The following is a 15,484-nucleotide window of genomic DNA, read 5'->3' on the forward strand; positions in this document are numbered from 1 at the left end:
GCCTCTGCTTGAGGGCGTCCCCCCGCCCGGCTCGTCGGTCCCGCCCCCCGGCCCCGCGCCCCCCGCCCGCGCGCTCGCCGGCCCGCCGGGCCGCGCCGCGGGCCGGCGCCGCGCCCCGTCCGGCCCCCTCCCCCCACCCGTCACCCGCGGGCCCTCAGCGCACCGGGGTGAAGTCCCGCGCCCCGATGAACTCGGGCCGGCGCACCGGCGCCGCGAACGGCTCCACCGCCGCGTTCTCCACGCTGTTGAAGACGAGGAAGACGTTGCTGCGCGGATACGGCGTGATGTTGTCGCCCGAGCCGTGCATGGCGTTGCAGTCGAACCAGGTCGCCGAGCCCGCCCGGCCCGTGAAGAGCCGGATGCCGTGCGCGTCCGCGAGCGAGGTCAGCGCCTCGTCCGACGGGGTGCCCGCGTCCTGCATCTGCAGCGAGCGCTTGTAGTTGTCCTTCGGGGTCGCGCCCGCGCAGCCGAGGAACGTCCGGTGCGAGCCCGGCATGATCATCAGGCCGCCGTTGGTGTCGTGGTTCTCGGTCAGCGCGATCGACACCGACACCGTGCGCATCCGCGGCAGGCCGTCCTCCGCGTGCCAGGTCTCGAAGTCCGAGTGCCAGTAGAACCCGGAGGCGCCGAAGCCCGGCTTCACGTTGATCCGCGACTGGTGGACGTACACGTCCGAGCCGAGGATCTCGCGGGCCCGGCCCACCACCCGCTCGTCCCGGACCAGCCGGGCGAAGACCTCGCTGATCCGGTGCACCTCGAAGACGGACCGTACGGTCGACGTCCTCGACTCGACGATCGCGCGCGGATCGGACCGTACGGCCGGATCGGCGACCAGCCGGTCCAGCTCGCGGCGGTACTCGGCGACCTCGTCGTCGGCCAGCAGCTCCGGTTCGACGAGGAAGCCGTCCCGGTCGAACGACTCCAGGCCCGGGGCGTCGCCCCACACCACCGGGTCACGGCGGGCCGTGAGCACCTCGGCGGCGCCGCGGGTGGGGTACAGGTCGGTCAGTACGTCCGTCATGATCAGCCCTCCTCCGTGAGCAGGGGGTACACCCCGTTCTCGTCGTGGTCCTCCCGCCCGGTGACCGGCGGGTTGAAGACGCAGACGCAGCGGAAATCGGTCTTGGGGCGCAGGGTGTGCCGCTCGTGGCCGTCGAGCAGATACATGGTGCCCGGGGCGATCCAGTGCGTCTCGCCGGTCTCGTCGTTCGTCAGCTCGGCCTCGCCCTCGACACAGAGGACGGCCTCGATGTGGTTGGCGTACCACATGGACGTCTCGGTGCCCGCGTAGAGCACGGTCTCGTGCAGCGAGAAGCCGACCCGCTCCTTGGCGAGGACGATCCGCTTGCTCTCCCAGGTGCCGGAGGCGGCTCGCACATGGCGTTCGGTGTTCTCGATGTCCTTGAACGATCGGACGATCACGGTGGTACAACTCCCTTTCGGTCAGCGGTTGTTCAGGCGGTCTCGCGGACCGCGCGGGACAGTGTGCTCAGCCCCTCGTCCAGCTCCTCCGGCGTGACGGTCAGCGGCGGGAGGAGTTTGACGACCTGGCTCTCCGGGCCCGAGGTCTCGAGCAGCAGCCCCAGTTCGAAGGCGCGGGCGCAGACCTTCGACGCCCGGGTCCTGTCGGCGAACTCCAGGCCCCACACCAGGCCACGGCCCCGGTAGTGCGCGCCGTCGGCCGAGTTCTCCTCGCACAGGGCGAGCAGTGTCTGCTCGACCTGCTCGCCGCGCGCCAGGGTCTGCTTCTCCATCTGGCCGTCGGCCCAGTACGTGTCGAGCGCGGCGGCGGCCGTGACGAAGGCCGGGTTGTTGCCCCGGAAGGTGCCGTTGTGCTCGCCGGGCTCCCAGACGTCCAGCTCCGGCCGGAACAGGCAGAGCGACATCGGCAGGCCGTACCCGCTGATCGACTTCGAGAGCGTGACGATGTCCGGGGTGATGCCGGCCTCCTCGAAGGAGAAGAAGGCGCCGGTACGGCCACAGCCCATCTGGATGTCGTCGACGATCAGGAGCATGTCCTGGCGCCGGCACAGATCGGCGAGCTCCCGCAGCCACTCGGCGCGGGCCACGTTGATGCCGCCCTCGCCCTGGACCGTCTCCACGATCACCGCGGCGGGCTTGTTCAGGCCGGAACCCTGGTCCTCGAGCAGTCGCTCGAACCAGAGGAAGTCCGGGGTCTGCCCGTCGAGGTAGTGGTCGAACGGCATCGGGGTGCCGTGGACCAGCGGGATCCCGGCGCCGGCCCGCTTGAAGGCGTTGCCGGTGACGGCGAGCGAACCGAGGGACATGCCGTGGAAGGCGTTGGTGAAGGAGACGACGGACTCGCGGCCCTTCACCTTCCGCGCCAGCTTCAGCGCGGCCTCGACGGCGTTGGTGCCGGTCGGGCCCGGGAACATCACCTTGTACGGCAGGGAGCGCGGCTTCAGCACGACCTCCTGGAAGGTCTCCAGGAAGGTCCGCTTGGCGGTGGTCGCCATGTCGAGACCGTGGGTGATCCCGTCGCGTTCCAGGTAGTCGATCAAGGCCCGTTTCAGTACGGGGTTGTTGTGGCCGTAGTTGAGCGAGCCGGCGCCGGCGAAGAAGTCGAGGTACTCGTGGCCGTCCTCGTCGGTCAGGCGCGCGCCGTTCGCACGGTCGAAGACGGTGGGCCAGCCGCGGCAGTAGCTGCGCACCTCCGACTCCAGGGTCTCGAAGACGCTCAGGGCGGGCGGGGTGATGGTCACAGCGAAGCTCCGGTGGGGTGGAAGGGGCCGATGCGGTACAGGACTTCGGGCTGGTGGGTGCCGTCGGCGGAGTCGGGGAACAGACGCCCGTCGAAGAGGACCTCGCGCTCCAGGCAGAGTCCGTGCCGGGCGGCGTACGCGGTGAAGAGCCGGTCCGAGGGCGTGTTGTCGGGGGTCACCGTCGTCTCGATCGCCTCCGGGGAGACCCGGGCGGTCAGCGCGTCGAGCAGTACCCCGGCCAGGCCCCGCCCGCGGTGCGTCTCGTCGACGGCGATCTGCCAGACGACGAGGGTGTCGGGCCGGTCGGGGCGCAGGTACCCGGTGACGAAGGCGACCGGGTCGCCGTCGGCGGCGCGCGCGACCAGCGAAGTGGCGGCGAAGTCGCGGCACCACAGCAGGTAGCTGTACGAGGAGTTCAGGTCGAGCGCCTGAGAATCGCGGGCGATGCGCCAGATCGCGGCTCCGTCCTCCACGCGTGGGCTTTCCAGTGTCATGGCTGCTTGTGCTGCGGTCATGGCGAGGGAATTTACCGATCGCATTCTCGGAATGCACGGGGCGGAGGGGTGTGCTGGAGAAGGCGGATGTGTTATTCGCGCGAGCGCGAATCGGTGCCGTTCTGTCCGCATAAATCCGGGCGGAACGGGCGTGATGTGGAGTCCGTCACACGCGCGGAAATGGGCCGGAATCGCTGACGAAACCTTGGCGTTTAGGGTCCGGGAAACCGGGCAGAAGAAACGCGGAAGGTGCACGGGGAATTCGAGTGATTAATGCGCGCTCGAATATGCGCAGAAAATGGCCTTCGAGAATCCCGCTCGGAATGCGCTCCGGGAATGGGCGCTGGCGGTTCCGTGGCGCGGCGGCCGATCCGGTGGGTGCGGCGGCCGGGCGACGGTGAGCCTCGCCGAGGCGGCTGGAGTTCGGATCCCGTGAAGCGGCCCGGCGGGGCGAGGCCCGAGGGTCCACTCGCCCGGACGGCTGAGCGTGTTCGAACAGGTCCACGCGTACCGGGTTCTGGCGGAGGTGGGCCCGAAGGCGGCGGGACTGCGCGAGGCCGGCCGACTGCCCGAACTGGTCGACGTCCAGCGCAGAATCGGCATCCGCGTGGCCCTCCGCGAAGGCGGCCACCACTACCGGTTCGAGGAGCGGTTCACGCCGTACTTCGACGAAGGCGTGGCGCTCGCCCGCCGGCTGCCGGACGACCCCGCACGCCCCGCCCGGGCCTTGACGGATCGCTCCATGTTCCTCGTCGCCGCGCGGACCTTCGAGCCCGCGCACGCCGACTTCGCCGAGGCCGTCGCCCTCCTGGACATCCGGTAGCCCCGCTCCGGGCCCCCGCTCCGGGTGTGCCGGGCGCCTCCTAGCCCCACGCCTCCGTCACCGCGCGGCGGGTCGCCTCCAGGTCGACGGGGCGGCCCGTCTCGGCGAGGGCCGCGCCCAGGGCCGCCAGGGAGGACTGGACCGCGCCCCGGGTCGCGTCCACGCCGTAGTGGTTGACCCGGATCATCTCCTTCGCCAGCGCCCCGCCGCCCGCGATCAGCGGCAGCGACGGGTCCGCCGCAAGCGCCGCCGCGACCAGCGCCGAGGCGTCCACGCCCTCCGGGGCGCGCAGCGTCGTCGCGACCGGGGCCGCGTCCTTCGCCTCGTGGACGTACGGCTCCAGACCGCCGCCGAGGGCCAGGGCGCCCGCGCGCGTCGCGGCTGCGGCGGACGCGTGACGGGCCATCAGCGCGTCGAGCCCCTCGGACTCGATCCGCTCCACGCACGCCTCGAGGGCGAGCATCTCCAGCTGCGCCGGAGCGTGCAGCAGCGCCGTACGACCGCCGTCGATCCAGCGCTCCTTCCAGTCCAGGAGCGAGAGGTACGAGCGGCGCGGCGCCCGCGGGTTGGCGGCGAACCGCTCCCACGCCCGCTCGCTCACCGAGACCGCCGAGACGCCCGCGGGACCGCCCATCGCCTTCTGCGCGCCGATGATGCACATGTCCACGCCCCACGCGTCCGGCAGCACCGGCTCCGCGCCGATGGACGCCACCGCGTCCAGGTAGAACAGCGCCCCGTGGGCCCGCACGACCTCGCCGATCTCGGCCACCGGGTTCGTGTTGCCGGTCGCCGCCTCCGCGTGCACCAGGGAGACGAAGTCGATCTCCGGGTGCTCGGCGAGCGCCTGCTCCACCTGCGCGGCCGTCACCGCCGCGTGGAAGGGCACCTCCAGGTCCACGACCGTGGCGCCGCAGTCCCGCAGCCAGTTGCCGAAGGTCTGACCGTACGGACCGGTGACGATGTTCAGGGCCGTCGAACCCGGCCGGGCCCCGCTGCGGATGCAGCCCTCGAGGGGCAGCAGCGCTTCGCCCTGGGTGATCACCACGTCCTGCTCGGTGGAGAGCAGGGCGGCGACCCGCCGCTCGATGGACGCGAAGTGCGCGGCGGTCAGCGGGGCCAGGTCCAGCAGCGGGTGTGTCACGGTCACGGTGGTGCCTTCTCCGAAAGTTCGAACGTACGAAAAGGGGTCGAGCGTCGGTTCAGCGTACCGAGCCGGTCGCCCACGGCTTCGGACCATCCACGCGTACAACCCTCACGTGGCATCCGGTGTCAAACGGTGCGACGGACAAGGGACGGGCCCTTTCCGGACACCCCCGCAGCCGCCCGGATCATCTCTCTTGCATCCAGGAGCCGCTCCATGCGCGCACACCGCGTCACGCCCACTCGCACGCACCGCCTCACGCGCCGTGCCCTCGCCCTCACCGCCGCGACCTTCCTCCTCACGGCCGGCGTCGGGCTCGTCACCGCGCCCGCCGCCCACGCCGGAGTCCCCGGCTCCACCCGCGCGGACGACCGCAACTGCGACTTCGACGGGGACGGTTACGACGACGTTCTCGTCGGCGCGCCCGGCGCGACCGTCGGCGGCAAGCGGGGCGCCGGGCTCGTCACCGTCCAGTACGGCTCGGCCCGGGGCATCGGCACCACCCGCGCCGCCGTCGTCCACCAGAACACCGCCGGTGTACCCGGCGCCGCCGAGGCCGGCGACGCCTTCGGCCGGGCCGTCGCCACCGGCGACCTGGACGGGGACGGCTACGACGACGCGATCGTGGGTGTCCCCGGCGAGGACATCGGCACCCTGGCCGACGCCGGCGGCGCCGTGATCCTCTGGGGCTCGCCGAAGGGGCTCGTCGGCACCCGCAGCCAGGGCCTCGACAGCCTCCTCGGCCCCACCGCCGGGGCCCGCTTCGGCTCGGCGTTCGCCGCCGCCCGCTTCACCGCGGAGACCCCGGGCGACCAGCTGATCACCCTCGACCGGAACGGCGCCGAACGGCACCTGTTCGCCGCCGCCCCGCAGCCGGGCGCGACCGTCCGCACGGACCGAGGCACCGCGTTGAACGGCTCGGCCCGCACGGCCGACGAGTGGCGCGACATCTCCGAACGGTCCGTCACCACCGGCGACTACGACCGCAACGGCTTCGCCGACCTCGTGATCAGCGGGGTCTCCACCGGCACCGAACCCGGCCACGGCTGGTCCTGGTACCTCTCCGGGCACGCGGACGAACTGCGCTACGAGCGCGCCCTGCGCGGCGGACCGGTCGCCGCGTCCGGGGACATCAACGGCGACGGCCACGACGACCTCGTCACGGGCGAGCCGCACAGCCCGGACGACGGCGGCGAGTCGATGACCGGCGGCATGGTCGGCGTCTACCTCGGCGGCCCCTCAGGACCGGCCGGCGTCGACGGGCCCGGCACCCCGCCGCGCTGGTGGACCCAGGACTCCGCGGGCGTCCCGGGCGCCTCCGAGCGCGGCGACGGCTGGGGCTCCGACCTCTCCGTCGCGGACACGAACGGCGACGGCTACGCGGACGTGGCGATCGGCGCGCCCGAGGAGGACATCGGCACCGTCGCCGACGCGGGCATGGTCACCGTCCTGCGCGGCGGCCGCGCCGGACTCACGGCCACCGGTGCCCAGTCCTGGACCCAGGACTCGCCGTCCGTGCCCGGCGCGGTCGAGCGCGCCGACCGGTTCGGCGCCCAGGTCCGGCTCACCGACCCGAACGGCGACGGCCGCTTCGGACTCCTCGCCGCCGCCCCCGGCGAGAACACCGGCGACGGGCACGTCTGGGTCTTCTCGGCCGGTACGGGAGGGCTGACGGCGGCGGGCTCGTGGACGTACTCCGCCGGCTCCCTCGGCGGACCGGCCGTGGACGCCGCCTTCGGGGCCGCGATCGACGAATGAGCCGTCTTCAGCGGGGTGCCCGCCCCTCGTAGAGTGCAGACATGAGCGATCACGTGGTGCTGCATGTGAAGGGGCGGGTGCTCGTCGGCCCGGAGGACGTACGGGACGAGCTCTGGGCGGTCGACGGGCGCGTCACGTACACCCGACCGTCCGGCGAGGCGCTCACGATCGAGGGCTGGGCCCTGCCGGGCCTGGTCGACGCGCACTGCCACGTCGGCCTGGACCAGCACGGCCCGGTCGACGCCGGCACGGCCGAGAAGCAGGCGCTGACCGACCGCGACGCGGGCACGCTCCTGATCCGTGACGCGGGCTCGCCGTCCGACACCCGGTGGATCGACGAGCGCGAGGACCTGCCGAAGATCATTCGCGCCGGCCGGCACATCGCCCGCACCCGTCGCTACATCCGCAACTACGCCCACGAGATCGAGCCCGAGGACCTGGTCGCGTACGTCGGGCAGGAGGCCCGGCGCGGCGACGGCTGGGTCAAGCTCGTCGGCGACTGGCTCGACCGGGAGGCCGGCGACCTGGGCGCCTGCTGGCCCCGCGCCGAGGTCGAGGCGGCGATCGCCGAGGCCCACCGGCTCGGGGCGCGGGTCACCGCGCACTGCTTCGCCGAGGACTCGCTGCGGGACCTGGTGGAGGCCGGCATCGACTGCATCGAGCACGCCACCGGGCTCACGGAGGACACCATCCCGCTCTTCGCCGAGCGGGGCGTCGCGATCGTCCCGACGCTCGTCAACATCGCCACGTTCCCGAAGCTCGCGCAGGGCGGTGAGCAGAAGTTCCCGCGCTGGTCGGCGCACATGCGGCGGCTGTACGAGCGCCGGTACGACACCGTCCGCTCGGCGTACGACGCCGGCGTCCCGGTCTTCGTCGGCACGGACGCGGGCGGCTCCCTGGCCCACGGCCTGGTCGCGGCCGAGGTCGAGGAGCTGGTCAAGGCGGGCATCCCGCCGATCGAGGCCCTCTCGGCGACCACCTGGGGCGCCCGCTCCTGGCTGGGCCGCCCCGCCCTGGAGGAGGGCGCCCCCGCGGACCTCGTCGTCTACGGCGAGGACCCCCGCGCGGACGTCCGCGTACTCGCGGCGCCGCGCAGGGTCGTCGTCAACGGGCGCGTGATCGGCTGACCGACGCGCCCCTCGGGGTGTCAGCGGGTGAGGAACGCCAGACGGGCGCGCTTCTCCGGGATGAAGACCTCGGGCAGGTCCACCTCCGGCAGGACCACCTCGGGGCCCAGCTCGAAACCGGCCCGCACCAGCCGGGCGATCGCCTTCTCGTTGGCGGCGTCCGGCTCGGCGACGGCGCGCGTGCGGCCGTTCAGCGCGAACGCGGTCAGCGCGACGAAAAGACGGGCGGAGAAGCCCGGTTCGGGGGTGGCCGCGGGCGCGATCAGGATGTGCACGCCGATGTCGCCGGGTTCCACCTCGTAGCACTCGGAGACGCGGTCGGCGGAGGGCTCGTACGTCTGGAAGAGCGCGACCGGCTCGCCGTCCCGCCGGACCAGGAAGCCGTGGTGCGTGGTGAGCGTGTCCAGGTGGGCGTAGATCTCCCGTACCTGGTCGACGGTGGTGCCGCCCATGCCCCAGAAGCGGGCGCGGTCCTCGTTGACCCAACCATGGACGAGGGCGGCGTCGCGGTCGGGGTCGACGGGGTCGATCCGGACGGTGCCGAAGCCCTCGACGGCCTGGACGTGGACCGGCTCGACCTGTCTGATCGGTCCGGCCGGTCCGGTCGGCTCAGTGGCGGTCGTCATGCGGGTGCTCCTTGGTGAGGTGGTGCCAGTCGGTGGTGACGGGGGCGAGTCCGCCCCGCAGCCACAGGGGGAGTTGGTCGCGGTGGTGGGGGTCGTCGGCGACCCCGGAGGCGCCGAACGGCACGATCCACAGGCTCTTGTCGCGGTCGGCCAGGTCCCAGACGTAGCGGGCGGCCGAGGCGCGGGCGCTGCGGTCGGTGTAGCCGGGCACGCTGGTCGAGGACATCACGCAGTCGTGGTCCCCGGAGAGACCGGGCCAGTCGGCGTCGTCCTCGTCCTCGTCGGGGAGCGCCTGCCACGGCGCGAGCCGGTGCGTGACGCCCCAGGCGGGCGGCTCCTCGCCGGCGGCGACCTCCTCCAGGGCCTCGCGGACGATCTCGGCGACATCGGCGGCCGGTACGGGGCCGGAGGACAGCAGCGTCTCCAGGGCGAGGGCCACCCGCGGCCCGAGGGCCAGCCAGGGCTGGAAGACCGCGGGGTACGGGGCGGGCTCCCGGAGCGCCGCGAACGCCGGGTGCGCGGTGAGCCGCCGGACGACGGCGCCGCGCACGGCGGCGTACAGACCGGCGTCGGTGCTGTCGGCGTCCATCCGGCGGTCCCATGCGAGGAGACGGGCGCGGACGGCGAGGGCGGCGGGGGAGAGGGCATCGGCGTCGGTGTCCGGGGCCGTCGCGCGGATCGCCGCCAGCAGGCGGGCCGCCGAGGGGTTGTCGGTGTCGGTGTGGATGCCGGCCATCGCCTCGGGCGTCCAGGCCGTCGAGGCGTCGAGCAGCGCGTCGATCCGGGCCGCCCGGTGCGGCGGGGCGAACTCGATGCCGAGCGGCCCCGCGAGACCGCGCGCGTTGGCCATGACGGCGTGGCCCTCCACCTCCGCGCGCGGCGTCGGTACAGCGGCGCCGTCCCGCCAGTCGTGCGCGGCCTCCCAGGCGGGCACCACCCGTACGGAGTTGGCGTGGTCGCGGACGGGGACGTACCCGGCGACCCGGTGCAGCAGGCCGCCGTCCACATCGGCGGCCATGACGACGTTGACCGGCTCGACCCAGCCGTCGACGGCCCGGTCCACGTCGGCGACGGTCCGGGCGGCGAGCAGCTCGGGCAGCACCGCGAACCCCAGCTCGCCGGTCACACGCGGCGGGTACCGCAGGCTGATCGCCTCCCAGACGCCGCCCTCGGCTCCCTCGCCGCCCTCGGCTCCGACCGGACCTCCGACCGGACCTCCGATCGGGCCGCCGTCCGGGCCGATGACGACCGGGCCGCGCTCGGTCTCGATCACCTCGATCCCGACCGGGTCGCCGCCCGCGACCTGCACCGTCTCCCGGTGCACGGACGCCGGGTACCAGCCGTCGGGGCCCAGCGCCTCCACACCACCGTCGGCGGTCCGCCGGAGCCGCTCCCGGTAGACGTCCTGGTAGTCGGACATGGCGTTGGTGATCGCCCAGGCAACGCCTCCGGTGTGGCCGAAGTGGGCGAGGCCCGGGACGCCCGGGACCGCCAGGCCGAGCACGTCGTACTCCGGGCACGCGAGGCGGATCTGCTGGTACACCCCGGGCGCCTCGATGAAGCGGTGCGGGTCGCCCGCGATGATCGCGGAGCCGCTCGCCGTCCGGGCGCCGGAGACGATCCAGCCGTTCGAGCCGGAGGTCCCCGGGCCGTCCGTGGCGAACAGCTCCGTCCACTCCTCGCCCAGCCGGCGCGCGACCTCCTCCCGCCACAGCTTGGCGGGGAAGCCCGCGAACAGGATGTGCGTGGTGAGCCAGACCGCCAGCGGCGTCCAGGGCTCCCAGCGGCCCGGCGCGAGCCCCACCCGCACGAACTGGCCCGCGCGCGCCGCGCCTTCCGGCAGGCCCGCGTTGACCCCGTCCACGTACGCCCGGACCCAGCGCGCCGTCCGCGCGTCCAGCCGGTCGAAGCAGCGGCGCGCGGTGTCGGCGAGCCTGGCCTGGCGCGCGAAGGTGTCCCAGCCGGTCTCGCCGGCGCCGAGGAACGCGGCCGTCGTGCCCTGCGCCCGGTGCCGCTCGACCTCCAGCTGCCAGGCCCGGTCCACCGCCGTCACCCGTCCCTGCGCGAAGGCGAGTTCGTCCGGATCGGTGCCCCGCAGATGCGGAACGCCCCAATCATCCCGGTAGACCTCGATACCCACTCCGACCCCGATCCTCATTCGCAATGCTTAGGTTAGGCTGACCTAAATTAATCTACAGGTAACGCATGGGGAGGCGATCGCGGTGGGGCATGGCTGGGAAGGTGTGGTCCTGAAGCTGTTCCGGGGGCGGGACTTCACGTTCACCGTGACCGGGGCCGAGCAGGTCACCGAGCACTACCGCCGGGTGCACCTGACGGACGGCGGCCTCCTCGCCGCCGCCGGTGTCCACCCGACGATGTGGGTACGGCTCTGGTTCGAGAACGCGGGCAAGCCGCACCAGCGCGCCTACACCCTCGTCGACCCCGACCAGGAGGCCGGCACCTTCAGCCTGGAGTTCGCCCTCCACGACGGCGCCGCCAGCGACTGGGCCCGCTCCTGTACCCCCGGCGACACCATCGAGGCCACCCTCCAGGGCACCGGCTTCACCGCCCCCGAGCCCCGGCCCGGCCGGATGTTCGTGATCGGCGACCCCGCCTCGCTGCCCGCCATCAACTCGCTCCTCGACTCCGCGCCCGACGTCCCGGCCACCCTCTGGTTCGAGACCTCGCACGACGCCGACGAGGAGCTGCCGCTGCGCCTCGACGCGGACCGCCACGAGCTGCGCCGGGTCCCGCGCCGGGGCGGCGGCGCCGCGCTCGTCGAGCGGGTGCGCGGCGACCTCCCCGAGCTCCTCGAGAAGGGCGAGGACCCGTACGTCTGGATCGCCTGCGACACGGCGACCACCCGCACCCTCGCCGCGTACGTCCGCAGGGAGCTCGCGCTCCCCAAGGAGCGGGTCCACTCCCTGGGCTACTGGCGCGCCTCCTGATCCGGCCCGCGATGCCGCCCGCCGCCGGTGCGTCGGGTTGACCGTCCGTTACCAGAGGTCAGTGGGCCTCGTTGAAGCACTTCCGGTGTGCGCCCCGCGCGATTCGCAACGCGCGGGGCGTGCGGGAACGCGTGTGCCGAAAGAATCGAATATGGGCGCGGAAACCCCCCTTTGGAGTGAACTCACGCCAGGTGTCTGCCAGTTCACCCTCCGTGCGTAAAGATTCCGGTGTCTCAAGTCGCCGAGACCGCGTCGACCCCGTGTCCCCGTGGTGAGCGGTCGGCGACGCCATGTCTCTTGTGGGGGTTCCACCATCTTGAACAGCAACACCTTCCGCATGCCCGTACGCCGCACCGCCGCCGCGGCGACCGCCGTCGCGCTGGCCGTCGGGCCCGTGGTCCTCCTGGCCCCCGCGGCCCACGCCACCGGCGGCGGCGAGGGGCGCGCGACCGCCGTCGTCCTGCGCACCGGTCTCGACGTCTCCCTGCTCGACAAGTCGGTCGACGTGCCGCTGCGCGCCTCCCTCAACGAGGTCAAGGCGCCCGAGACCGAGAACAAGACCGCGCTGACCGTCAAGGTGGAGGGCGCCGAGAACGGCAAGCCGATCGACGTGCTGCGCGCCGACGTCGCCACGTCGAAGGCCACGGTGGACAAGGACAAGGCCGAGGGGTACGTCAACCTGGTCAAGGCCCGCGTCCACGTCCCCGGAGTGCCCCTGCTCTCCCTGATCGAGGTCCAGAAGGTCACCGCCAAGGCGCTCTGCGAGACCGGCAAGCAGCCGGTCGCCGAGGCGAACCTGCTCGGGCACGTGACCGTCCTCGGCAAGAAGACCACCCTGTCGACGGCCGGCCAGACCAAGGTCAGCGTGCCGGGCGTCGGCGAGGTGATCCTCGACCTGTCCCGTACGTCCACCACGTCGCGCACCGCCGCCGCCACCGCCCTCGAACTGAAGGTGGAGGTCAACCCGCTGAAGCTCGGCGTCGCCGAGGTCAAGGGCACCGTCACGCTCGCCGAGGCCACCTGCGAGACGCCGAAGGGCACGAAGCCCACCGAGAAGCCGACCGAGAAGCCCACGGAGGAGCCGACCGAGCAGCCCTCGAACGAGCCCTCCACCAAGCCCACCGACGCCGGTGGCGTGAAGACCCAGAACGACGGCACCAAGCCCACCGACCAGAACCTCGCCGCGACCGGCGGCAGCTCGATGACCCCGTACCTGGCCGGCGGCGCCATCCTCCTGCTCGGCGGCGGCGCGGGAGCGCTCGTCCTGGCCCGCAGCCGCGCCCGCGGCTGACCGACCCGAGGGGGGAGCCGGGGCCGAGGGGGGACCCGGGACCCGAGGAGGTAAGGGGAACAGGCCGGGAGGGCGGTGCCGACGGCACCGCCCTCCCGCACGCGAAACGGGCCCCTCAGCCCTCTATCAACAACGCCTGGTCCAGAGCCTGCAGGAAGCGGTTGGTGGTGACCCGGTCCCGCACCGCGAGCCGGAGCCAGTTCCGGTCCAGGCCCGGGAACGTGTCCCCGCGCCGCGCGGCGAAGCCGAGCGCCCGCAGCCGCTCCCGTACCGCGTCCGCGCGATCGATCCGGATCAGGACGAACGGACCCTCCGCCGCCGCCACCGCGCGCACCTCGTCGAACTCCGCGAGCCCCGCGAGCAGATGGGCCCGCTCCACCCCGATCCGGTGCGCCGCGAGCTCCGCCTCCGCGAGCGCCGCCCGCGACATGCACGCCTCCGCCGCCACGAGCGCCGGAGTGGACACCGGCCACAGCGGCTGCGCCCGCTGAAGCAGGGCGATCGTCTCCGGGTGCGCGAGGACGTAGCCGACCCGCAGCCCGGCGAGGCCCCAGGTCTTCGTCAGGCTCCGCAGCACCACCAGACCCGGCACGTCCGTCCGTCCGGCCAGCGACTCCCGCTCGCCCGGCACCGCGTCCATGAAGGCCTCGTCCACCACGAGCGTCCGCCCCGGCCGGGCCAGGGCCGCGATGGCCGCCGTCGGATGCAGCACGGACGTCGGGTTCGTCGGGTTCCCGATCACCACCAGGTCCGCGTCCTCGGGCACGGCCGCCGGATCGAGCCGGAAGCCGTCCTCCTCGCGCAGCAGCACCCGGCGCACCGTGTGCCCCGCGTCGCGCAGCGCCGCCTCGGGCTCGGTGAACTGCGGATGCACCACCACCGGCCGGCGCGCCGGAAGCGCCCGCGCGAGCAGCACGAACGCCTCCGCCGCCCCGGCCGTGAGCAGCACCCGGGCCGCCGGCAGGTCGTGCCGCTCGGCGACCGCGGCCCGCGCGACCCGGCCGTCCGGGTACTGCGCCAGGCCGGTCAGGGAATCGGCGATGCGGGCCCGCAGCCACTCCGGAGGCGTGTGCGTGCGGACGTTGACCGCGAGATCGATCAGTTTCTCGTCCCGTACCTCAGCGTCACCGTGGTGCCGCAGATCGTGGACGTCAGAATGCGCGTGGGTATCCATGGCCGCCGTCGGGTGATGAGTGGGGGGTGTACGGGGCTCCGTCTGACCGTCGATGTACCCCCGTCCCTGGGGCAACAACCGTGCGGCGGAGGCATCTTCGTTCGGGAGAAACCGGAGGGACCGGTTTCCGCGGGCGACCGCACAGGTCACACGCGTCGATTTCCGCTTCGGTACGAGCAGCACGGCACCCGGCCCCGCCGCGAGCAGCGCCGCCGCCTCCGCCACCGACGCCGTCCCCGTCGCCGCGAGCGCCGCCCCCGAGGGATGCGGTACGGACACGGCGGCCAACTCCTCGGCCCCGTACGCGCGCAGCGGCACGCCGACGCGCTGGGCCGCGCCCACGACCCCCGGCTCCGCCGCCCGCGCCTCCAGCGTCGCGAACGCCACCACGTCCGAGCACGTCAGACCGGCCTCCCGCAGCGCCGCCACCACCGGGGCGAGCACCTCGTCCACGGACACCCCGGACCGCGCGCCGATCCCGACCGTCACCCCGCTCATCGCGTCCCCCAGACCAGACACACCGGCGGCACCGGCACCGCGGACGGAGCGTCGAGCCGCTCGGACCGCAGCAGCACGCCCTCGGCCGCGAACCCGCAGGACGCGAGCGCCGCCCGGACCGGCGCGATCAGCTCCCGGCCGGGCACCGCCACCACCACCGCGCGGCGCGCCCGCCGCGCCGCCGACAGCACGATCGACTCCAGCTCACGGCCACCGCCAGGACCGCCCCCGACGAACACCCCGTCCGGATCGGCGAGATGGGTCAGCACCGCCGGCGCCTCCCCGTGCACCGCCCGCACCTCGACCCCGTGCGCGGCCGTGTTCGCCCGCACCCGCTCGACCCCCGACACCGTCCGCTCCACGGCGACCGCCGCCGCACCGAGCCGGGCGCACTCGATCGCCACCGCGCCGCAGCCCGAACCGATGTCCCAGACCAGATCCCCGGCCCGCGGCCCGAGCCGCGCGAGCGCCAACGCCCGCGCCTCGTACGGCAGTACGGACCTGCCGGCGCTCCCGGCCGCGAACTCCGCCTCCGGCAGCGCCCAGCGCCCCGGCCCGGTCAGCGGTCCTGTGACCACCGGAGCGGGCCCGTCCTGCCGCGACTCGTCCAGGCACAGGACCAGGCTCACGCCCTCCCAGCCGCGGCACATCGCCTCCGCGGGCTCCACCCGCTCGAACCGCTCACGGAAGGGATCGCCGAGCGCCGAGAACACCACCAGCGTCCGCGACGCCACCCGGTGCACCAGCGCCGAGCCCAGCTCGGCGGGGCCGAAGCCCGGCGCGGGCAGCACGGCCACCTTGGGGTGCGCCCGGCAGACGTTCACCGCACGGTCGGGCACCGAGCCCTCCACGACGACGGCATCGTCCCAGGCCAACCCCAG

At 73.6% G+C, this 15,484-nt stretch carries 14 protein-coding genes; 5 read left to right on the top strand and 9 right to left on the bottom strand.

What is annotated here, in order from left to right; genetic code table 11:
- Positions 1-154: 154 nt before the first annotated feature.
- The 4 genes from thpD to ectA are packed head-to-tail and all read right to left on the bottom strand — an operon-like array spanning position 155 to position 3,217.
- Complete coding sequence (gene thpD / locus AB0F56_RS32540; RefSeq protein ID WP_362016336.1) at positions 155-1,021, bottom strand: ectoine hydroxylase; 867 nt, start codon at positions 1,019-1,021, stop codon at positions 155-157.
- 2 nt (positions 1,022-1,023) lie between these two features.
- Positions 1,024-1,422: an ectoine synthase gene (locus AB0F56_RS32545; RefSeq protein ID WP_362016338.1), complete on the bottom strand. Its 399-nt coding sequence runs from the start codon at positions 1,420-1,422 to the stop codon at positions 1,024-1,026.
- A gap of 32 nt (positions 1,423-1,454) precedes the next feature.
- Entirely contained in the window at positions 1,455-2,723 is a 1,269-nt protein-coding gene (gene ectB / locus AB0F56_RS32550; RefSeq protein WP_362016339.1) for a diaminobutyrate--2-oxoglutarate transaminase, read from the bottom strand.
- Positions 2,720-3,217 (bottom strand): diaminobutyrate acetyltransferase, encoded by a 498-nt coding sequence (ectA, locus tag AB0F56_RS32555; RefSeq protein WP_362016341.1) that lies wholly within the window; start codon positions 3,215-3,217, stop codon positions 2,720-2,722. Before ectA ends, ectB begins: the two co-directional genes overlap by 4 nt.
- 487 nt (positions 3,218-3,704) lie before the next feature.
- On the opposite strand from ectA, the gene AB0F56_RS32560 reads away from it, so the two are divergent.
- Entirely contained in the window at positions 3,705-4,040 is a 336-nt protein-coding gene (locus AB0F56_RS32560; RefSeq protein WP_362016343.1) for a hypothetical protein, read from the top strand.
- A 40-nt stretch (positions 4,041-4,080) separates the two neighbouring features.
- Here AB0F56_RS32560 and AB0F56_RS32565 read toward each other — a convergent pair whose 3' ends face one another.
- The gene (locus AB0F56_RS32565) at positions 4,081-5,181 is read right to left on the bottom strand and encodes an aminotransferase class V-fold PLP-dependent enzyme (protein WP_362016493.1); all 1,101 of its coding nucleotides are present in this window, start codon (positions 5,179-5,181) and stop codon (positions 4,081-4,083) included.
- Between the two features lie 216 nt (positions 5,182-5,397).
- Between AB0F56_RS32565 and AB0F56_RS32570 the strand changes: the two genes are divergently transcribed.
- Positions 5,398-6,939, top strand: coding sequence for an esterase (locus AB0F56_RS32570; protein ID WP_362016345.1), 1,542 nt, complete (start codon positions 5,398-5,400; stop codon positions 6,937-6,939).
- Positions 6,940-6,980: 41 nt separating this feature from the next.
- On the top strand, positions 6,981-8,066 hold the full coding sequence (locus AB0F56_RS32575) for an amidohydrolase family protein (protein WP_362016347.1): 1,086 nt from the start codon (positions 6,981-6,983) through the stop codon (positions 8,064-8,066).
- A gap of 20 nt (positions 8,067-8,086) precedes the next feature.
- Here AB0F56_RS32575 and AB0F56_RS32580 read toward each other — a convergent pair whose 3' ends face one another.
- Positions 8,087-8,692, bottom strand: a complete 606-nt coding sequence (locus AB0F56_RS32580; protein WP_362016349.1) for a GNAT family N-acetyltransferase — start codon at positions 8,690-8,692, stop codon at positions 8,087-8,089.
- Positions 8,676-10,850, bottom strand: coding sequence for a penicillin acylase family protein (locus AB0F56_RS32585; RefSeq protein WP_362016351.1), 2,175 nt, complete (start codon positions 10,848-10,850; stop codon positions 8,676-8,678). Before AB0F56_RS32585 ends, AB0F56_RS32580 begins: the two co-directional genes overlap by 17 nt.
- A gap of 64 nt (positions 10,851-10,914) precedes the next feature.
- On the opposite strand from AB0F56_RS32585, the gene AB0F56_RS32590 reads away from it, so the two are divergent.
- Positions 10,915-11,640: a siderophore-interacting protein gene (locus AB0F56_RS32590; RefSeq protein WP_362016353.1), complete on the top strand. Its 726-nt coding sequence runs from the start codon at positions 10,915-10,917 to the stop codon at positions 11,638-11,640.
- Positions 11,641-11,956: 316 nt separating this feature from the next.
- Entirely contained in the window at positions 11,957-12,931 is a 975-nt protein-coding gene (locus AB0F56_RS32595) for an SCO1860 family LAETG-anchored protein (RefSeq protein WP_362016355.1), read from the top strand.
- Positions 12,932-13,046: 115 nt separating this feature from the next.
- Here AB0F56_RS32595 and cobC read toward each other — a convergent pair whose 3' ends face one another.
- Both cobC and AB0F56_RS32605 read right to left on the bottom strand, forming a co-directional pair.
- Entirely contained in the window at positions 13,047-14,603 is a 1,557-nt protein-coding gene (cobC, locus tag AB0F56_RS32600) for an Rv2231c family pyridoxal phosphate-dependent protein CobC (protein WP_362016357.1), read from the bottom strand.
- On the bottom strand, positions 14,600-15,478 hold the full coding sequence (locus AB0F56_RS32605; RefSeq protein ID WP_362016359.1) for a hypothetical protein: 879 nt from the start codon (positions 15,476-15,478) through the stop codon (positions 14,600-14,602). The genes cobC and AB0F56_RS32605 overlap by 4 nt, the downstream gene beginning before the upstream one ends.
- Positions 15,479-15,484: the final 6 nt, after the last annotated feature.

Origin of the sequence: Streptomyces sp. NPDC026092 (assembly GCF_040638605.1) — a bacterium.
GTDB lineage: Bacteria > Actinomycetota > Actinomycetes > Streptomycetales > Streptomycetaceae > Streptomyces.